Here is a 16,044-nt window from a genome sequence, read left to right as displayed (position 1 = left end):
AGTTGACATTCAAACGAAAGTTGATAAAAAAGAGAGCGGCGTGTTTTAGACAGGCACGCCGCTGAAGGAGTTATTTCTTTTTGACTGTATAAACCAGTGCGCTTGCGACCGCTATTGAAGAGTAGGTACCTATTATGATACCGATGAGCAGTGTGAACGCGAAGCCGTTTATCACCTCTCCGCCGAAGAAATACAGCGCTATAACTGTAAGCAGTGTCAGGAAAGATGTAATTATCGTACGGCTGAGTGTTTCGTTTATGCTGAGGTTCATAAGATCCCTCAGAGATATTTTGCCCTCTTTGTCCTCGTGCATCGTTTCCCTTATACGGTCAAAAACGACGATTGTGTCGTTAAGCGAGTAACCCACAAGAGTAAGAATCGCCGCAACCACAGAGATGGATATCTCTTTTCCCATAAGGCTGAAAAAGCCCATGGTGATTATAACGTCGTGGAACAGCGCAACAACCGCCGCCACAGAGAATATTATCTGGAATCTGAAAGCAACATAGATAAGGATACCTATCAGAGAGTAAAGAACGGCGTAAATAGCCATCTTTTTCAGTTCCTTACCGACCTGCGGACCAACCTGTTCAACCCTTTCAACCTCGAACTTGTTGTCTTTCATCTTCTCTTTCAGTCCCAGCTGAATGGAATCGGATACGTTTTTAAGGTCTTTGTCGTTTTTTACAACGCGGATAAGAACCTCTTCGTCGGTTCCGAAGTTCTGGATTATGGTTTCACCGAGTTTCAGTTCATCCACAACAGATCGGATAGAGTTCAGATCGGGTGCTTTTTCAAACTTGACCTGAATGATTGAACCGCCCGCAAAGTCGATTCCGTAGTTGAATCCCTTTGTCACCATGAGCGCAATGCTGATGGCAATGAGCAGTCCGGAAAAGGCAAAGAAATAATACGCTTTGCCCATGAAATCTATTTTTGTTCCTTGTTTTATCAATTGAAACATGTCTTGCTCCCTCCGGCTATATGCTCAGTGATTTGACATCTTTTTTGCCGAGGAAAGTCCAGAAGACCGCCTTAGTAACGAAGATAGCCGTGAAAAGGGATGCCACGATACCGATTGAAAGCGTTATGGCGAAGCCCTTGATGGGACCTGTGCCGAACTGGAACAGAACAACCGCAGCGATGATCGTTGTGATGTTCGCATCCATAATTGTTGAAAACGCTTTTTCGTAACCGTATTCCAGAGCGTTCAGCGGGGTTCTGCCCAGCCTCAGCTCTTCACGCACACGCTCGAAGATAAGCACGTTCGCGTCAACAGCCATACCCACGGTGAGGATGATACCTGCTATACCGGGAAGGGTGAGCGTTGCGCCGAACTGCGCCATGACTCCGAGGATGATCACAAAGTTTGTGAACAGTGCGAGGTTCGCAACCCAGCCTGACCATCTGTAGTAGACGCCCATAAACACAACGATGAGAACGAAGCCGATGGCTGATGCCTTAACGCCTGCGTTGATGGAGTCCTGACCGAGTGAGGGACCGACGGTTCTGTTCTCTTCGATCTTAACAGGAGCGGGCAGAGAGCCGGCGCGAAGAACTATCGCGAGGTCTTTCGCTTCCTGCATGTTTGACATACCGTCGATATATGCGGAACCGCCGGGGATTTTTGACTTGATGACGGGCGCGCTGTACACGTTGTCGTCAAGAACTATCGCCATGCGTTTTCCTATGTTCTCTCCGGTAAGTTCTTCAAAGAGTTTGCTTCCTGCCGCATCAAGCTTGAACTCAACTATGGGCTGGTTATATGTGTTTGAGAAGCTCACCTGTGCGTCTGTAAGATAGTCCCCTGTGAGAACCACGTCCCGTTTCAGAACAAAAGGTATCTTGCTGACAGCGCCTGAGGCTTTGTCTGTGTGTTTCTGGTAGAGGATAATATCGTCAAACGGTATGTTGCCGCTTGTTGCTTCCGCTTCGGAGACGGTATCGTCAACCATGTGGAAAGTGAGCTGCGCAGTTTTACCGATAAGGTTGATTGCGCGCTCTGGGTCTGTGATACCGGGGAGCTGTACGACCACCTGATTGGTTCCCTGTCTCTGGATGATGGGTTCGGCAACACCGAACTGGTCAACCCTGTTTCGGACAACCTCAAGGGATTGGTCGATAGCTGATTCCTTGATATCTTTGACCGCTTTTGGGTCAAGGATAAAGGAGAGTGTGTTCTCTTCGGAGATGCTGACGTCCTGAAGAGTGTTATAGTTCTTGGCTATGACGTCTTTTGCCTTGTTAAAGTCTTCGGGGGTTTTAAGTGAGATGTTTATCTTTCCCCCGCTGGCTTTCTGTACATAATTAAAGTTTATTTTTTCGGCTGCAAGCTCTTTTCTGAGCTGTACAACGGTGTTGTCGATTTTTCCTTCGACAGCTTTGTCTGTGTCGACACCGAGTACAACGTGCATACCGCCCTGAAGGTCGAGACCGAGATTGATCTTGTCCTTAAGCGGAAACATTGAATAGAGCGACCAGGCGAGAACAATTAAAATTACTGCCCAGCGGACTTTCAGGTTCATGTTTATTTTTTCTCCTGTTCGGTGACTTTCTGTGCGATGCCGTTTTTGGTGAGCTTAACGGTGACACCGTCTGCAATCTCAACCAGAAAAGTATTGTTGTCGAGAACTTTAGTTACTTTGCAATAGATACCGCCTCCGGTGATGAGTTCATCGCCGGCTTTGATGGCGTTCAGCATGTTCAAATGCTCTTTCTGTTTTTTCTGCTGAGGTCTGATAAGCAGGAAGTAGAATATACCGAATATCACGACCATCATAAGAAGAGGCGCGAAAGGGCTGCCCTGTGCGGTGGCTCCGTCTGCTGCATATGCGATACTATTGAACATTTATAGTCCTCCTTGGCTCATTTTTTCGAGCGTTTCTTTCATAAAATTATCATAAACCCCTAACTTTATAGCATTTCTGGCACGTTTTACAAGTGAAAGATAGAAATGCAGGTTATGAATACTGTTAAGCCGAAGCCCAAGATACTCGCCTGCCTTGTAAAGATGGCGAAGGTATCCGCGGCTGAAATTGCGGCAGGTGTAGCATGAACATTCCGCATCCACAGGCTCGTCGGAAAGCTCCCACTGCTTGTTCTTTATATGCACCTTGCCCGCCGATGTGAAGAGCAGGGCGTTTCTTGCGTTTCTGGTGGGCATTACGCAGTCGAACATATCAACCCCGTATTTTATGCCGTGCAGAAGATCCTGCGGAGTGCCGACGCCCATAAGGTATCTGGGCTTGTCTTTCGGCATGTATTCGGTGGTGTATGAGGTCGTCTCATACATGAGGGGTATCTCCTCGCCCACTGAAAGCCCGCCTATGGCGAACCCGTTAAAGTCTATCGAAGTTATCTGTTCCGCGCTGATTCTGCGCATTTCCTTATCCGTTCCGCCCTGAATGATGCCGAAGAGCGCCTGATGGTCGTTGGTCTTTGCGGCGCGGCTGCGTATCGCCCAGCGGTAGGTTCTTTCAACAGATTTGCGCACATATTCCCTTTCTGCGGGGAGGGAAACACATTCGTCGAAAGCCATCATGATGTCCGCACCGATGTTCTGCTGAATTTCAATTGAACGTTCGGGATTCAGAAAAAGCCTGCTGCCGTCGAGGTGACTGCGGAAATGCACTCCTTCGTCGGTTATCTTATTCATCTCTGCAAGGCTGAAAACCTGAAATCCGCCGCTGTCAGTCAGTGTGGGTTTATGCCATGAGTTGAACTTTGCTAGTCCGCCGAATTTTGCCACCACCTCATCGCCTGGGCGCAGATGCAGGTGATATGTGTTGCCCAGAATTATCTGAGCGCCCATGTCGTCAAGCTCCTGCGGGCTGATGGTTTTTACGGAACCTACCGTGCCGACGGGCATGAATATCGGTGTCTCGATTATGCCGTGGGGCGTCGTTATGGTTCCTGTTCTGGCTCTTTGGTCTGTTTCTTCCAGTTTAAATGAAAACATCTGTATCCTTTATATTTTCTCCCTCCTTTGATAAAGGAGGGCTGGGGTGGATTTCATTCTACTTAATGTAAATCCCCCTTAATCCCCCTTTTTCTAAGGGGGAGAGAAGATCCAATTACTCTATATACATCGCGTCAATAACTACAAAATTTTGCCCATCCTTGGGAAAATTTTGCCAACGCAAGCCAAAGCAAAGCCTTGTCTTGCTTTCGCAAGCGGGTTTCATCCTGAAACCTTATTCTATATACATCGCATCGCCGTAGCTGAAAAATTTATATTTCTTTTTAACGGCGTGTTTGTATGCGTTCATTGTCAGTCCGTATCCTGCAAACATGCTCACCAGCACCAGTAGAGTTGATTTCGGCAGGTGGAAATTGGTTATCATGCGGTCGATGACCTTAAACTTATAGCCGGGCTTGATGAAAAGATTCGTCTCTCCGTAGCCAGCCTTTATGTTGCCCTCATCGTATGCTGATTCCAGCGCCCGAACCGCTGTGGTTCCCACAGCTACAAGCTGTTTTCCGTTTGCCCGCAGATGGTTTATCTCTTTTGCCGTTTCCGGCGAAATATAGTATTTCTCCCAGTGCATGTCGTGGTCTTCCAGATAGTCCGCTTTAACGGGTCTGAAAGTCCCGATTCCTATATTAAGGGTCAGCTCAAGTATCTTAACCCCTTTCTCTCTCAGTTTGTCGAGTATCTCATCGGTAAAATGCAACCCGGCAGTGGGTGCGGCAACGGACGCCTCGTCCGCAGAATAGACCGTCTGGTATCTGTTCGCGTCGGTTTCGGTGTCCTCTCTGTGGATATAAGGAGGAAGGGGGATATGCCCGAATCTGTGCATTATTTCCGACGGGTCGGCGCTGAAACGCACAAGACGTGTTCCGTCCTCCCGCATCTCTTCTATGACAGCGGAAGCATTTGGAAAATTCAGTTCTGTTCCCTGTTTAACGTTGCCTTTGGTCAGGCACATACAGTGTTCATTATCCAGTTTTTCCAGAACCAGAAGCTCAACCAGTCCGCCTGTGGGCTTTTTAGCATAAAGGCGTGCCTTCATGACGCGTGTGGAGTTCACCACCAGAAAGCAGTTGTCGTCTATCATATCAGTGATATCAGTGAACACGCGGTCTGATATTGTTCCGTTCGCACGGCTGATGTTCATCAGTCTCGATTTACCGCGGGTCTCGGCAGGATTCTGAGCGATGAGCTCTTCCGGCAGGTTGAAATCGTAATCGCTTATCGGTGTCTTATTAGATATTATCCGCAAGATATTTCTTAACCTTATCTATGTCGTTGTCCATCAGAATACATTTCTTCGGCAGATCCTCAAGCTGGGATATTCCCGACGGAACAGCGGGTTTTACGCCTGCCGCTTTTTCCGCAACTTCCGGAAATTTTGCCGGATGCGCAGTTGAAAGGCAGATATAGTCCGCATCGTGGAATTCCAGCGCCGCGCCCACTCCGCATGCTGTGTGTGGGTCGAGGATATATTTGAACGTATTGTAGAAATACTGAATTACAGTTTCGGTCAGGATGTTTGACGCGCTGAAAGTGCCGAACAGTTTCTGAGTGTCTTTTATTTCTTTGTCGGTGAAGGTGATTTTTCCTGTAGTTTTCAGTTCAGCCATTTTCTCCACAACCTTTGCCGGATTTTCTCCGTAAAGGAAATAGAGGTAACGCTCAAAGTTGGACGCTATCTGAATGTCCATGCTGGGGCTGTGTGTGATGACAACTTCTTTTGTGCTGTAGTCGCCGTCGTTTATAAAGCGTGACAGGATGTTGTTTGCGTTGGTGGCGAGTATCAGCTTGTCGATGTTCAGACCCATGCGCATGGCAAAGTATCCGGCAAAAATGTTGCCGAAGTTGCCAGTGGGGACAACGAAGCGTATCTTTTCAGCTCCCTGTTCCTGCGCGCGGAAATATCCGTAAAAGTAGTAGACAACCTGTGCCAGAACCCTTGCCCAGTTTATTGAGTTCACCGCGCCGAGCTTGTTCTGTTTTTTGAATTCAACGTCTGCGAAGATAGCTTTCACTATGTCCTGACAGTCGTCGAACGTGCCGTTTATGGCGACGTTGAAAACGTTTTTATCGGTGACGGAGGTCATTTGCATTTTCTGAACACGGCTGACCCTGCCTTCGGGGTGGAGGATGAATATATTGATATTATCCTTTCCGCGCACGCCGTAGATTGCAGCTGAGCCTGTGTCGCCGCTGGTTGCGCCGATAATGTTCAGCTTTTCTCCGCGTTCTTTCAGAATATATTCAAACAGATTGCCGAGAAGCTGGAGCGCAACGTCTTTGAACGCGAAGGTGGGACCGTGGAAAAGTTCCTGAACGAACAGTTCACCTTTCTTTATAACGGGTGCCACTTCCGGTGTATCGAAAGAAGCGTAGCTCTTGTTTATCAGCTCTTTAAGGTCGTTTGCAGGGATGTCGTCCGCAAATTTGCTGAGTACTGCGAACGCAAGCTCAGGGTATGTCATTTTTGACATAGCTTTCAGTTCGTCTTTGGTAAGTGCGGGAATCTTTTCGGGGAGAAGTAGTCCTCCGTCCTCCGCAAGTCCCATCATGACGGCATCTTTGAAACCGACCGGTTCAGTTTTTCCTCTTGTGCTGATATATTTCATCTTTGCCTCTTCCGGTGAAAAAACAGGGGGCATAAAGCCCCCTTTTCAGATTATTTCGTTTTGAAAAAATTAAACAAGTTCAAGCTGAGAGAAGAAGTAAGCTATCTCCTGTGCAGCTGTTTCGGGAGCGTCGGAACCGTGAGTTGCGTTGTTGTCGATGCTTTCGCCGAACTCTTTTCTCAGTGTGCCTTCTGCTGCGTCTTTGGGGTTAGTTGCACCCATAAGGTCACGCCAGCCTTTGATCGCGTTGTCTTTTTCAAGAACCATTACTATGCAGGGGGCGCTGCACATAAAGTTTGTAAGGTCGTTGAAGAAGGGACGTGCAGCGTGAACAGCGTAGAAGCCTTCAGCTTCAGCTTTTGTCATGTGCATTTTTTTCAGACCTACTATTTTGAAGCCCTCTTTTTCAATTCTGCTGATGATAGCGCCTGCGTTGCCTTTTGCAGTTGCGTCGGGTTTGATGATCGCGAATGTTCTTTCCATCATTAATCCTCTTGGTTAGTTGTTTTATTTGTGCATGTATGCTCTATCATAAGTTATAAAGATATGCAATTTTTTTCCGGACGGTTACATAAATGCAATATTATTTAAGATAGCCCCTGACTGTTTCTTCCAGTCTGTGTCTTTCCACGCCGAGAATTTTGAATACGCTGTCGTCTGAACAGACGTTGCCCTCAGTCAGCATGATGAACTGATCCTTTGTTATGGGGAACCAGTCGGTTTTTCCGAGCATCCCTATTGCCGCTTTAATGAATACCTCCGGCACGGGGAGCAGAAGGTGGTTTTTGCCCAGTACGCGGCTTATCATCTTCAAAAGTCCCTTATATGTCACGACGTCAGATCCGCAAAGGCTATAAGTCTGCCCTATGGTCTCAGGCGTTTCGATAGCTTTAACGAAGCAGTCCGCCACGTCCTGAACGTATATGGGCTGCATGGGGTATGAACCGTCGCCGAAATAGCTGAAAACAGGTGTCTTTTTCATATAGTCAGCCAGCATGTTTATGAAAGTGTCCTGCGGACCGTATATGAGCGACGGACGGAAGATGGTATAGTCCAGCCCTTTGGTCATTACGGCGTTTTCCCCGCGGCATTTGGTTATGTGGTACATGCTCACGGCATTTTCTCTGGTGCCGTTGGCGGACATGTGTATGAAGCGTTTGACTCCGCACTCTGCTGCCGCGGACGCAACGTTTTCAGAGGCGCGGGTGTGCATGTTTTCAAAGGTTATCCATTTCCGCGGAAATTCGCGGATTATCCCAACGAGATGGATGACGGCGTCCATGCCTTGCATAGCTTTTGTGAGGCTGACATGGTCGAGTACGTCTCCATAAAGTTCCACTGCGGGATATTTCAGTTTTTTTTCACTGCCTCTGCGAACAAGTGCATAGGGGACGTATCCGTGTCTGTTCAGCGATTCTATGACCGCGTTGCCGACGAAGCCTGTGGCTCCTGTTATGAGTACTTTCTTCATATGACATGCTCCTTTTTGAAACTGAAGAAACCTGTCTTGCTGACAATTATGTGGTCAGCCATTGCTATATCAAGTGCGCCGAGCGCCTTTATAAGTTTATCCGTGAGGGTTATGTCCTCTTCCGAAGGGTTCAGACTGCCCGCCGGATGGTTATGCGCCACGATAACAAAGCTTGCTTTTCTTTTAAGCGCTTCTTCTGCTATCTCGCGCGGGTAAACGGAAAGTCTGTCCACCGTCCCTTTGAAAAAGGTTTTGTAGCCGAGGAGCTTTTTATTCACATCCATGAACAGCGCGAAAAACTGTTCCTTCTGTTCGTATCCTATGCGGAAACGGAGGAAGGATGCCGCTTTTTCAGGATTGTCGATGGTGACTGTTTCAATCTCTATCTCTTCGTAGCTTATGCGGGAATAGAGTTCTTTCAGCACGGAGAAGAAAAATTTCGCCTCGTCCCCCAATCCTTCGACGTCTGCCATTGAATATCCTGCGACCCCGCTTATACCGCCTGCTTTCTCTATAAGAGCCTTCGCCTGCGGTTTAACATCTCTGCCGCGAATAACGTATCCGAGCAGAAGTTCTATAACTTCATAGTCATACAGAGATTCCGGCTCTTTTGAAAACCTCTGTTTGAGCCTTTGCCTATGTCCGGTGTAGTGTTCTTTCATAAGGTAAATATATCATAAACTGGTTAAAAGTGTAAACGAAAGACAGGGGGTTGTGTCTTACGGAGTGAATTTTTGGCAATTTATGACAAAAATTTAAGTAGTGTGAGCAAAGCACGGATTTTACCCGTGTTTTGCGTTGCTCAAAATTGTAGGAAGTCATTTTTGAGGTGGTAATAAAGACACATGGATGTGTCTCACGGAGTGAATTTTTGGCAATTTATGACAAAAATTTAAGTAGTGTGAGCAAAGCACGGGTTTTACCCGTGTTTTGCGTTGCTCAAAAATGACAGGAAGTCATTTTTGAGGTGGTAATTGAAAACCTTTCTTGCTTTTTGCCGTCAATTTAATATTATCATGTGGGAGGTGAGGATATGTTCGGACTAGGATTCGGTGAAATAGTTTTGATTCTTGCCATTGCATTGGTGGTTGTCGGGCCCAAAAAGCTGCCCGAAATAGCGAAGGGACTTGGAAAGGCATATGGAGAATTCAGAAAATACATGAATGAATTCAAAGATGCAGTTAACGTCGGTATCGACGAAGTTGAAAAACCCAAACCCTCTCCCGCTCAGAAAGTATATGAAGAACACTACAAAGACACAGTTAAGGATGAACCCGCTGATGTTGATGCTGAACCGGTGAAGGCGGAACCTGCGAAAGAGGAGCCTGCAAAGGCGGAGGAGAAGAAACAGGATGCCTAACGAGAAAGATACGGGCGTTGAAGCGAAACAGCCCCTTATGGAACACCTGGAGGAGCTCAGAAAAAGGCTCATCCGAATATTTATAATCGTAATAATAGTTTTTTGCGCTGTATACAGCAACAGCAAGATATTTATGGATTTTGTGACAGCTCCGGTAATTGCGGCTCTGCCCCCACATGCCAGCCTTTCTATGATAAAGATAACAGAAGGATTCTTCGTAGAGCTTAAGCTTTGCGCTGTTGTTGCGGTCTTTTTCAGTATGCCCGCAATATTTTATGAACTCTGGAAATTCATTGCTCCCGGACTTTACGCTCAGGAAAAGAAATATATAGTTTCGTTCGTAATATCCGCCACTTTGCTTTTCATCGGCGGTGCGGCATTTGCTTATTACGGTGCGTTTCCGTTCGGTTTTAAGTTTTTCCTCGGTTATGCGCAGGGGAGCGTAACGGCTACCCTTTCGCTGCAGGAATACCTCGGCTTTTTCACGAAGATGATAATGGCGTTCGGATTTGTTTTTGAAATGCCGGTTTTCACCTTCTTTCTGGCAAAGATGGGATTTCTGACATCAAGAATGATGAACAAATACAGAAAATATTCCTATCTTGGGATATTCATCATCGCGGCTATACTTACACCACCCGATGTATTTTCGCAAATGATGATGGCTTGCCCTATGATGATATTGTATGAAGTGAGCGTCTTTGTTGCAAAAGTTTTCGGACGCAAACGCGAGATAAAAGAGGAAGATGTCTACGCCTAATATAGTTGATAAATTCGGCAGAGAGATAAGATATCTCAGGATATCCATCACAGACAGATGCAATTTCAGATGCAAATACTGTATGCCGATACACGATTTTAACTTCATCCCGCATCCGAACATCCTCTCTTATGAAGAGATGATGCTCGCTGTGGAGGTGTTTGTCGAGCTTGGAGTCCGCAAAGTGCGCGTCACCGGCGGGGAACCGCTTGTGCGCCGCGGTGTCGACGTTTTTCTGGCAAAGGTCGGAAAGCTCGAAGGTATAGAAGAGGTGACCATCACCACAAACGGTTCGCTGCTGAAACGTCATGCTGACGATATTAAGGCAGCGGGTATCAAACGCATAAACGTCAGTCTCGATTCGCTGCGCGAGGACAGATATGCCTCCATAACAGGCGGGTTCGGAATGGCGCAGATACTGGACGGCATTAAATATGCCAAAAGTATCGGGCTTGGCGTCAAAACCAATACGGTTGCCATAAAGAATTTCAACCACGATGAGATACTGGATTTCTGCGAATTCGCTGTTGAGAACGATATCAACGTCCGTTTTATCGAATTCATGCCTGTGGGCAATTTTGAGGAATGGAAAGATACGGGACCCATCACCGGAAAAGAGATTCTGGACATCATCGGCACGAAATACAAATACGAACAGATTCAGAAAGAGAAGCTCTCGGGTCCGGCAGTGAACTATAAACTGTCGAACGGTGCCAGAATAGGCATCATAACGCCCATCTCAAACCACTTCTGCGCCGACTGCGATAAACTGCGCATTACAGCGGACGGAAAACTCCGCCCCTGCCTGCTTTCCGATGCGGAAATAGACCTTATGCCCGCCATCAGAAGCGGAGACAGAGAGGCTGTGCGCAAAGAGATAATCAACGGACTGCGCCTTAAAGAGAAAGAGCACCATCTGATGTCGGAGCACAGGGATGAGGGATTCAAACGCACAATGTCCAAGATCGGCGGATAACTTCAGGCTCGCCTGCGGAAACTCTGCCGTTGACATAGCTCTGCCGAAAACGGCGGAGATAATAAAAGCCGAAAAACGCATGACCGCCATGACCGACGGACAGATAAAAGATGTTCTGTCCGCTGACGGCGTTATGTCTCCGAACCTGTACGAAACCATAGAAGATGCAGAAAAGATACTCGTTGTCCTTCCCGATGCCACCAGAAAATCCGGCGCGGAAAAAATTCTACCCGAACTTACAGCCTATGCGCAGGAGAAGGGCAAAGAGCTGAATTTCATCATAGCTGTCGGTACACACAGACAGCCCACCGAAGCTGAACTCAAAAAGATAATGACACCTGAAATATATGAAAAATACTCAGGGAACATCCTTCGCCACGACAGCGAGAACTATGCCGATATGGACTTTTACGGCATAACAAAACGCAAGACCACCGTTCTTCTGAACAAGGCATACAGACTTCACGACACCATCATAACCATCGGTTCAGTGAGCTATCATTATTTCGCCGGCTACGGCGGCGGACGCAAGCTCATCTTTCCGGGACTCGGCGGACATAAGGCGATAACGGCAAACCATAAACTTGCCATCGACCCTGTTGAAAAGAAGCGCCACATCAACGCGGTCACAGGTAATCTTAGGAATAATCCTGTCCACGACGACCTTGTGGAAGCGGTGATGATAGCCCGTTCCGGTCATAACTTCTATGCCATCAATACCATTCTGACGGAAGAGGGGGAGATTGCCGACATGGTGTGCGGCGACCTTTTTATGTCCCATATTGAGGCGTGCAACAGGCTGGATTCCTACTGTCTTTACGAAGCTGAAGAAAAATTCGATCTACTGTTTGTCAGTGCAGGCGGATATCCTAAAGATATAAATATGATACAGTCCCAGAAATATCTGGACAGAGTATTGCCTCTGGTGCAAGAGGGCGGCAGAATAGTATTCTTTGCGCAGTGTCCCGACGGATACGGCAATAAATTTTTTGAAGATTTTTTTGATGTCAAACTCAGTTCGGATATGCTTAAAGGGCTGATGGATGACTATAAAATAAACCGCCAGACGGCTTTTAACCTGAAAAGTAATCTGGAGAGGTTTGAAGTGTACCTCTATTCGGATTTTTCAGAAAAAGACTGCGAACGCATGGGCTTTCTGAAACTTGCCGACCTTTCAGGTGTACCACATCTCGCCGCAAGTGCCGACAGAATCGGCTTTGTGCCTTTTCCGTCAGATTTGTTCGTTAAATAGAATATTTGTACCCGCCGCGAAAGGAAAATCTTCGGGTTTGAAGCCCTCAATATCGGTGAGAAGTATGGTGCCGCTGCCGCAGGCTATTTCTATGCCGTCGTCGGATATGTTAAGAACAGTGCCTACGTCTCCGTAATCACCCTGCCATTTTTCAGGTTTTGCCCGCCAGATTACATACCGTTGCCCGCCTGACAGAAAATATGCTCCGAAATACGGATGGCTGTATGCGCGTATGTGGTTGTAAAGGCTGAAAGAATCCCTGTTGAAGTCTATGAGTGCGTCCCGTGTGCGCTTTCTTTGAAGATAAAATGCCGCCGCATCGTCCTGCTGAACTGACGTGAAACCGTCAAGCCCCTTTACATAAAGGGCTTTTATAAACTCAGCGCAGGCTATGGCATATTTGGCAAGGAAGTCATCAGGATAGTCCTCGAAGCCTATTCGTAACGGTGTTTTATAAATCACATCCCCGCCGTCGATCTTTTCTCCCCGAAGATAAAAAGAGGCTCCGCTCACCGCCACTCCACGCTCGAACTGCTCTGTAACAGCGCTGTAACCCCTGTACAGAGGGAGTTGTGAGGGATGAGCATATATGACGGGGAACTCTGCACCCTCAAAGAAATCCTTGGTGAAATCTATACAGACCGGAAGTCCGATGTCCCCCAATATGTCTGCCGATTCAGAATAGTTATTTGAGCTGAGGTAGGTCACTATAAAATCTTTTTCAAACCTTTCAAAATCGCAGGCAAGTCCAGTGCGCTGGAAACCTCTGGCATAGGTTACAACGCGCGGGAAAATCCCTTCGGATTTCAGGTCTTCCAGAAGTAATACGCCTGTGACATTGGCTGTGAACAGGGTTATGTTCATTTGTCTTTACGCCTCACTATGAATGTCATACCCAATATAATGATGATGACGGTGATAACATATATGTACATATAAGACGGTTCAGCATCACTGTAAAGCCTTAAAGCTTCGCCCGTTTCCAGAGCTGCTATGCCTTGCAAGGTGTTGTCATGATAGACGGAATCTATTGAACGAACCGGTTTTCCGCCTGAGGTCACCTCTGCATGCAGGTTTTCCTGCGCAGGAAGATCAGGTCCAAGGAACTGAATGTAGTATGCCGCCCTGGCAGCCTGAGGCACGTCGCCTGTTCTGGGGACTATGCTGAATCCTTTCAGCGGAGCTTTCATTTCATATGCAGTATAGAAGCATCCGTTTCCGTCGGGCATAAAACCCTTTTCCGGATCTGGCGACCATCCGCATATTGTCTCTTTTATCTCAAATGACGAGCGTTCGTGTATTACGTTTATATCCAGTGTTCCTAAGGCGAAAGCGTTAAATGCGAAAAGAAATGTCAGGAAAAAAATCGTATTTTTCATGATATTAAACCCCGAAAATTATAGAACATTGCAACCGTTTTAATGATATCAAAAAAATCAGGCAGTTTCCACCAGAGCATAAGTTCATCTTTGTTTAACTGCGGATAAGGCTTAAATCAGCGTAATTTAGGCTTGTTAAAGGATTGCGCGCCGACAGTTTTTACACCCGCAAAATCTAACAAAATTATAGACATGGATTTATAATTGTGTTATACGAAATTGTATACAGTATACCATTGGCGTATTAGTGCATGTCAGTGCATAAAGATAAATTTCCGTGGAGTGTGTAATGGCACAAGTTTGCTACGGGTACTATAAGGATACCAAAATAGACAACAGAGGAAAAGACAGGTCGGAGTGGACGGAATCCCCGTTCAAAACGCCTGACGAGTACAGGGACAAACCGCTCAAGGTTTTTATCGACTGGGACGGCTTCCTTGTTTTTGACGAAAGTGCAGATATTCTTGCGGCTCTTGCCAACTATATGCTTGAAATAAGCGGTCACGGTTGCTGCGGACGCTGCTTTCCCGGCAGGGTCGGTACGCGTCTTCTCGCTGAACAGCTTATGAAGATGAGAGCGGGCGCCTGCGAAAACTCCGACATCGAAAAAACGGTGGAGATGGCGGAGTCAATATTCAATTCTGCGAAATGTACAGTTGCTCCCACATCCACCATCCCCGTTAGACTTTTCCTGACACACTTTAAAGACCAGATAACAAAACAGGTTAATAAGGACGGAATGGAATTTTACCGCAAGGTGACGGCGCCCTGTACGGCAGGCTGTCCCGCGAATGTACAGATTCCTGAGTTCATTGAACAGATAAAAGATCACAGATATATGGAAGCGCTGGCGACAATCCGCGAGACAATGCCCCTTCCGGGCGTATGCGGACGCGTCTGCCCCCACCCCTGCGAGGCGAACTGCCGCAGAGGACTTGTTGACGACACTCCCGTCAGCATCATGGTTCTCAAACGCGCACCATGGGATTTTGAATATTACAACAATAAAACTCCGAAACTGCCAGAAAAAGCTGCCGACAAAGGTAAAAAAGTCGGTATCGTGGGTGCGGGTCCCGCAGGGCTCACAGCCGCGTACTACCTCGCTCTTATGGGTTATTCGGTAAAAATATACGAATGGATGCAGGAACCAGGCGGTATGGTGGCTCTGGGCATCCCTGATTACAGACAGCCCCGCCATCTTCTGCGCCGCGAAGTGGACATAATCCAGTCACTTGGCGTTGAGATTGAATACGGCAAGAAACTGGGCGACGAAAAAGACGACATCACAATTGAATATATGAAAAAGAACTACGACGCAGTTCTTGTCACCATAGGTGCATGGAAATCGAGAGACATGGGCATCGAAGGTGAAAAAGAGGGATACGACGGAGTTTTTGCAAGCGGTATCGGTTTCCTCCGTGAACAGGCAGAGGGCAAGGATACGGGCGTTAAAGGTAAAAAGGTCGTTGTTGTGGGCGGCGGTAACACTGCGATCGACTGCGTTCGCGTTGCAATGCGCGAAGGTTCCACAGACGTCAACCTCGTATACAGACGTTCCCGCGCGGAAATGCCTGCAGAACCATGGGAAATTGACGACGCTATGGAAGAGGGCGTTAACTTCCATTTCCTCTGGAACCCCACCAGAATAATAGCTGAGAACGGAAAAGTTGTAGGCGTTGAGGTTGTTGAGATGGTTCTGGGTGAACCTGACGAATCCGGCAGACGCAAACCCGAACCGAAAGCAGGTTCTGAAAAAATACTCCCCTGCGACGTGATCATCCCCGCTATCGGTCAGTTCTCTGATCTGTCCTTCCTTACGGAAAAGGATGGCATAGCTGTTACAAAATGGAACACATTCAAGGTCAGAGACGACCTTTATGATACCACCGACCCGAAAGTATTCTCCGCAGGCGACTGCGAATGGGGTCCCATGACTGTTGTTAAGGCTATCGGCGCTGCCCGCTGGTCTGCAATAATGATAGACCGTTTCCTTGAATCGGGCGCACCCTATCTTACGGAGCAGGAAACACTTGAGGTTTCTCTCTATAAGAACAAGGTGTTCGACAAGGCGGAAAAGGTCTGTGAACTTGAGACACCAACAATCCACAGAACCCATCAGGCAAAAATGTCGGGCGAAGACAGACGCAACAACTATGAAGAGGTGGAGAGATCCTTCACACTTCAGCAGGCTTATGACGAGGCTACCAGATGCCTCCGCTGTGTGCGGATGGCAATGGTCGGTCTGGGAACGAAATAAGGCGGAG

The 16,044-nt window shown here is 47.3% G+C and carries 16 protein-coding genes and 1 pseudogene; 6 read left to right on the top strand and 11 right to left on the bottom strand.

What is annotated here, in order from left to right; translation table 11 throughout:
- Window positions 1-70: 70 nt before the first annotated feature.
- The 9 genes from secF to radC all read right to left on the bottom strand — a co-directional run bounded on the left by secF (window position 71) and on the right by radC (window position 8,715).
- Complete coding sequence (gene secF / locus LRY47_RS04655) at window positions 71-964, bottom strand: protein translocase subunit SecF (protein ID WP_295223024.1); 894 nt, start codon at window positions 962-964, stop codon at window positions 71-73.
- Window positions 965-980: 16 nt separating this feature from the next.
- Window positions 981-2,525: a protein translocase subunit SecD gene (gene secD / locus LRY47_RS04650; protein ID WP_295223022.1), complete on the bottom strand. Its 1,545-nt coding sequence runs from the start codon at window positions 2,523-2,525 to the stop codon at window positions 981-983.
- Between the two features lie 2 nt (window positions 2,526-2,527).
- On the bottom strand, window positions 2,528-2,848 hold the full coding sequence (gene yajC / locus LRY47_RS04645) for a preprotein translocase subunit YajC (protein WP_295223020.1): 321 nt from the start codon (window positions 2,846-2,848) through the stop codon (window positions 2,528-2,530).
- Window positions 2,849-3,958: a tRNA guanosine(34) transglycosylase Tgt gene (gene tgt, locus LRY47_RS04640; RefSeq protein WP_295223019.1), complete on the bottom strand. Its 1,110-nt coding sequence runs from the start codon at window positions 3,956-3,958 to the stop codon at window positions 2,849-2,851.
- A gap of 235 nt (window positions 3,959-4,193) precedes the next feature.
- Window positions 4,194-5,216: a tRNA preQ1(34) S-adenosylmethionine ribosyltransferase-isomerase QueA gene (queA, locus tag LRY47_RS04635; RefSeq protein ID WP_366043268.1), complete on the bottom strand. Its 1,023-nt coding sequence runs from the start codon at window positions 5,214-5,216 to the stop codon at window positions 4,194-4,196.
- The gene (thrC, locus tag LRY47_RS04630; protein ID WP_366043266.1) at window positions 5,206-6,582 is read right to left on the bottom strand and encodes a threonine synthase; all 1,377 of its coding nucleotides are present in this window, start codon (window positions 6,580-6,582) and stop codon (window positions 5,206-5,208) included. Before thrC ends, queA begins: the two co-directional genes overlap by 11 nt.
- A gap of 69 nt (window positions 6,583-6,651) precedes the next feature.
- Window positions 6,652-7,065 carry a nucleoside-diphosphate kinase gene (gene ndk / locus LRY47_RS04625; RefSeq protein WP_295223014.1) on the bottom strand — a complete coding sequence of 138 codons (414 nt, stop codon included), beginning with the start codon at window positions 7,063-7,065 and terminating at the stop codon, window positions 6,652-6,654.
- Window positions 7,066-7,165: 100 nt separating this feature from the next.
- Complete coding sequence (locus LRY47_RS04620) at window positions 7,166-8,053, bottom strand: complex I NDUFA9 subunit family protein (RefSeq protein WP_295223012.1); 888 nt, start codon at window positions 8,051-8,053, stop codon at window positions 7,166-7,168.
- Window positions 8,050-8,715: a DNA repair protein RadC gene (radC, locus tag LRY47_RS04615; protein ID WP_295223011.1), complete on the bottom strand. Its 666-nt coding sequence runs from the start codon at window positions 8,713-8,715 to the stop codon at window positions 8,050-8,052. The genes LRY47_RS04620 and radC overlap by 4 nt, the downstream gene beginning before the upstream one ends.
- 180 nt (window positions 8,716-8,895) lie before the next feature.
- Between radC and LRY47_RS14145 the strand changes: the two are divergent.
- The 5 genes and pseudogenes from LRY47_RS14145 to larA form a co-directional block, all read left to right on the top strand.
- Window positions 8,896-8,949: pseudogene (locus LRY47_RS14145) on the top strand (CRISPR-associated DxTHG motif protein); the annotation flags it as partial.
- Window positions 8,950-9,086: 137 nt separating this feature from the next.
- The gene (locus LRY47_RS04610) at window positions 9,087-9,413 is read left to right on the top strand and encodes a twin-arginine translocase TatA/TatE family subunit (protein ID WP_295223010.1); all 327 of its coding nucleotides are present in this window, start codon (window positions 9,087-9,089) and stop codon (window positions 9,411-9,413) included.
- Window positions 9,406-10,173, top strand: coding sequence for a twin-arginine translocase subunit TatC (gene tatC / locus LRY47_RS04605; RefSeq protein WP_295223009.1), 768 nt, complete (start codon window positions 9,406-9,408; stop codon window positions 10,171-10,173). Before LRY47_RS04610 ends, tatC begins: the two co-directional genes overlap by 8 nt.
- On the top strand, window positions 10,160-11,149 hold the full coding sequence (gene moaA, locus LRY47_RS04600) for a GTP 3',8-cyclase MoaA (protein ID WP_295223007.1): 990 nt from the start codon (window positions 10,160-10,162) through the stop codon (window positions 11,147-11,149). Before tatC ends, moaA begins: the two co-directional genes overlap by 14 nt.
- Entirely contained in the window at window positions 11,109-12,401 is a 1,293-nt protein-coding gene (gene larA / locus LRY47_RS04595; protein WP_295223005.1) for a nickel-dependent lactate racemase, read from the top strand. Before moaA ends, larA begins: the two co-directional genes overlap by 41 nt.
- Here larA and LRY47_RS04590 read toward each other — a convergent pair.
- Window positions 12,381-13,265, bottom strand: coding sequence for a formyltransferase family protein (locus tag LRY47_RS04590; RefSeq protein ID WP_295223003.1), 885 nt, complete (start codon window positions 13,263-13,265; stop codon window positions 12,381-12,383). The two genes, larA and LRY47_RS04590, sit on opposite strands and share 21 nt — an antisense overlap.
- Window positions 13,262-13,780 (bottom strand): hypothetical protein, encoded by a 519-nt coding sequence (locus LRY47_RS04585; protein ID WP_295223002.1) that lies wholly within the window; start codon window positions 13,778-13,780, stop codon window positions 13,262-13,264. Before LRY47_RS04585 ends, LRY47_RS04590 begins: the two co-directional genes overlap by 4 nt.
- A 289-nt stretch (window positions 13,781-14,069) precedes the next feature.
- On the opposite strand from LRY47_RS04585, the gene LRY47_RS04580 reads away from it, so the two are divergent.
- Window positions 14,070-16,037, top strand: coding sequence for an FAD-dependent oxidoreductase (locus tag LRY47_RS04580; RefSeq protein WP_295223000.1), 1,968 nt, complete (start codon window positions 14,070-14,072; stop codon window positions 16,035-16,037).
- Window positions 16,038-16,044 lie beyond the last annotated feature (7 nt).

Source organism: Seleniivibrio sp. (genome assembly GCF_021209385.1).
Taxonomy (GTDB): Bacteria; Chrysiogenota; Deferribacteres; order Deferribacterales; family Geovibrionaceae; genus Seleniivibrio.
The sequence above is the reverse complement of the archived record's forward strand: the minus strand, read 5'-3'. Positions and strand labels throughout refer to the sequence as shown.

Bases quoted from the DNA above. Each gene is read 5' to 3' on its own strand.
- LRY47_RS04580 (WP_295223000.1), top strand. From the start codon at position 14,070: ATGGCACAAGTTTGCTACGGGTACTATAAGGATACCAAAATAGACAAC.
- ndk (WP_295223014.1), bottom strand. From the start codon at position 7,065: ATGGAAAGAACATTCGCGATCATCAAACCCGACGCAACTGCAAAAGGC.
- yajC (WP_295223020.1), bottom strand. From the start codon at position 2,848: ATGTTCAATAGTATCGCATATGCAGCAGACGGAGCCACCGCACAGGGC.
- thrC (WP_366043266.1), bottom strand. From the start codon at position 6,582: ATGAAATATATCAGCACAAGAGGAAAAACTGAACCGGTCGGTTTCAAA.
- LRY47_RS04585 (WP_295223002.1), bottom strand. From the start codon at position 13,780: ATGAAAAATACGATTTTTTTCCTGACATTTCTTTTCGCATTTAACGCT.
- LRY47_RS04590 (WP_295223003.1), bottom strand. From the start codon at position 13,265: ATGAACATAACCCTGTTCACAGCCAATGTCACAGGCGTATTACTTCTG.
- moaA (WP_295223007.1), top strand. From the start codon at position 10,160: ATGTCTACGCCTAATATAGTTGATAAATTCGGCAGAGAGATAAGATAT.
- secF (WP_295223024.1), bottom strand. From the start codon at position 964: ATGTTTCAATTGATAAAACAAGGAACAAAAATAGATTTCATGGGCAAA.
- secD (WP_295223022.1), bottom strand. From the start codon at position 2,525: ATGAACCTGAAAGTCCGCTGGGCAGTAATTTTAATTGTTCTCGCCTGG.
- LRY47_RS04620 (WP_295223012.1), bottom strand. From the start codon at position 8,053: ATGAAGAAAGTACTCATAACAGGAGCCACAGGCTTCGTCGGCAACGCG.
- LRY47_RS04610 (WP_295223010.1), top strand. From the start codon at position 9,087: ATGTTCGGACTAGGATTCGGTGAAATAGTTTTGATTCTTGCCATTGCA.
- radC (WP_295223011.1), bottom strand. From the start codon at position 8,715: ATGAAAGAACACTACACCGGACATAGGCAAAGGCTCAAACAGAGGTTT.
- larA (WP_295223005.1), top strand. From the start codon at position 11,109: ATGAGGGATTCAAACGCACAATGTCCAAGATCGGCGGATAACTTCAGG.
- tatC (WP_295223009.1), top strand. From the start codon at position 9,406: ATGCCTAACGAGAAAGATACGGGCGTTGAAGCGAAACAGCCCCTTATG.
- tgt (WP_295223019.1), bottom strand. From the start codon at position 3,958: ATGTTTTCATTTAAACTGGAAGAAACAGACCAAAGAGCCAGAACAGGA.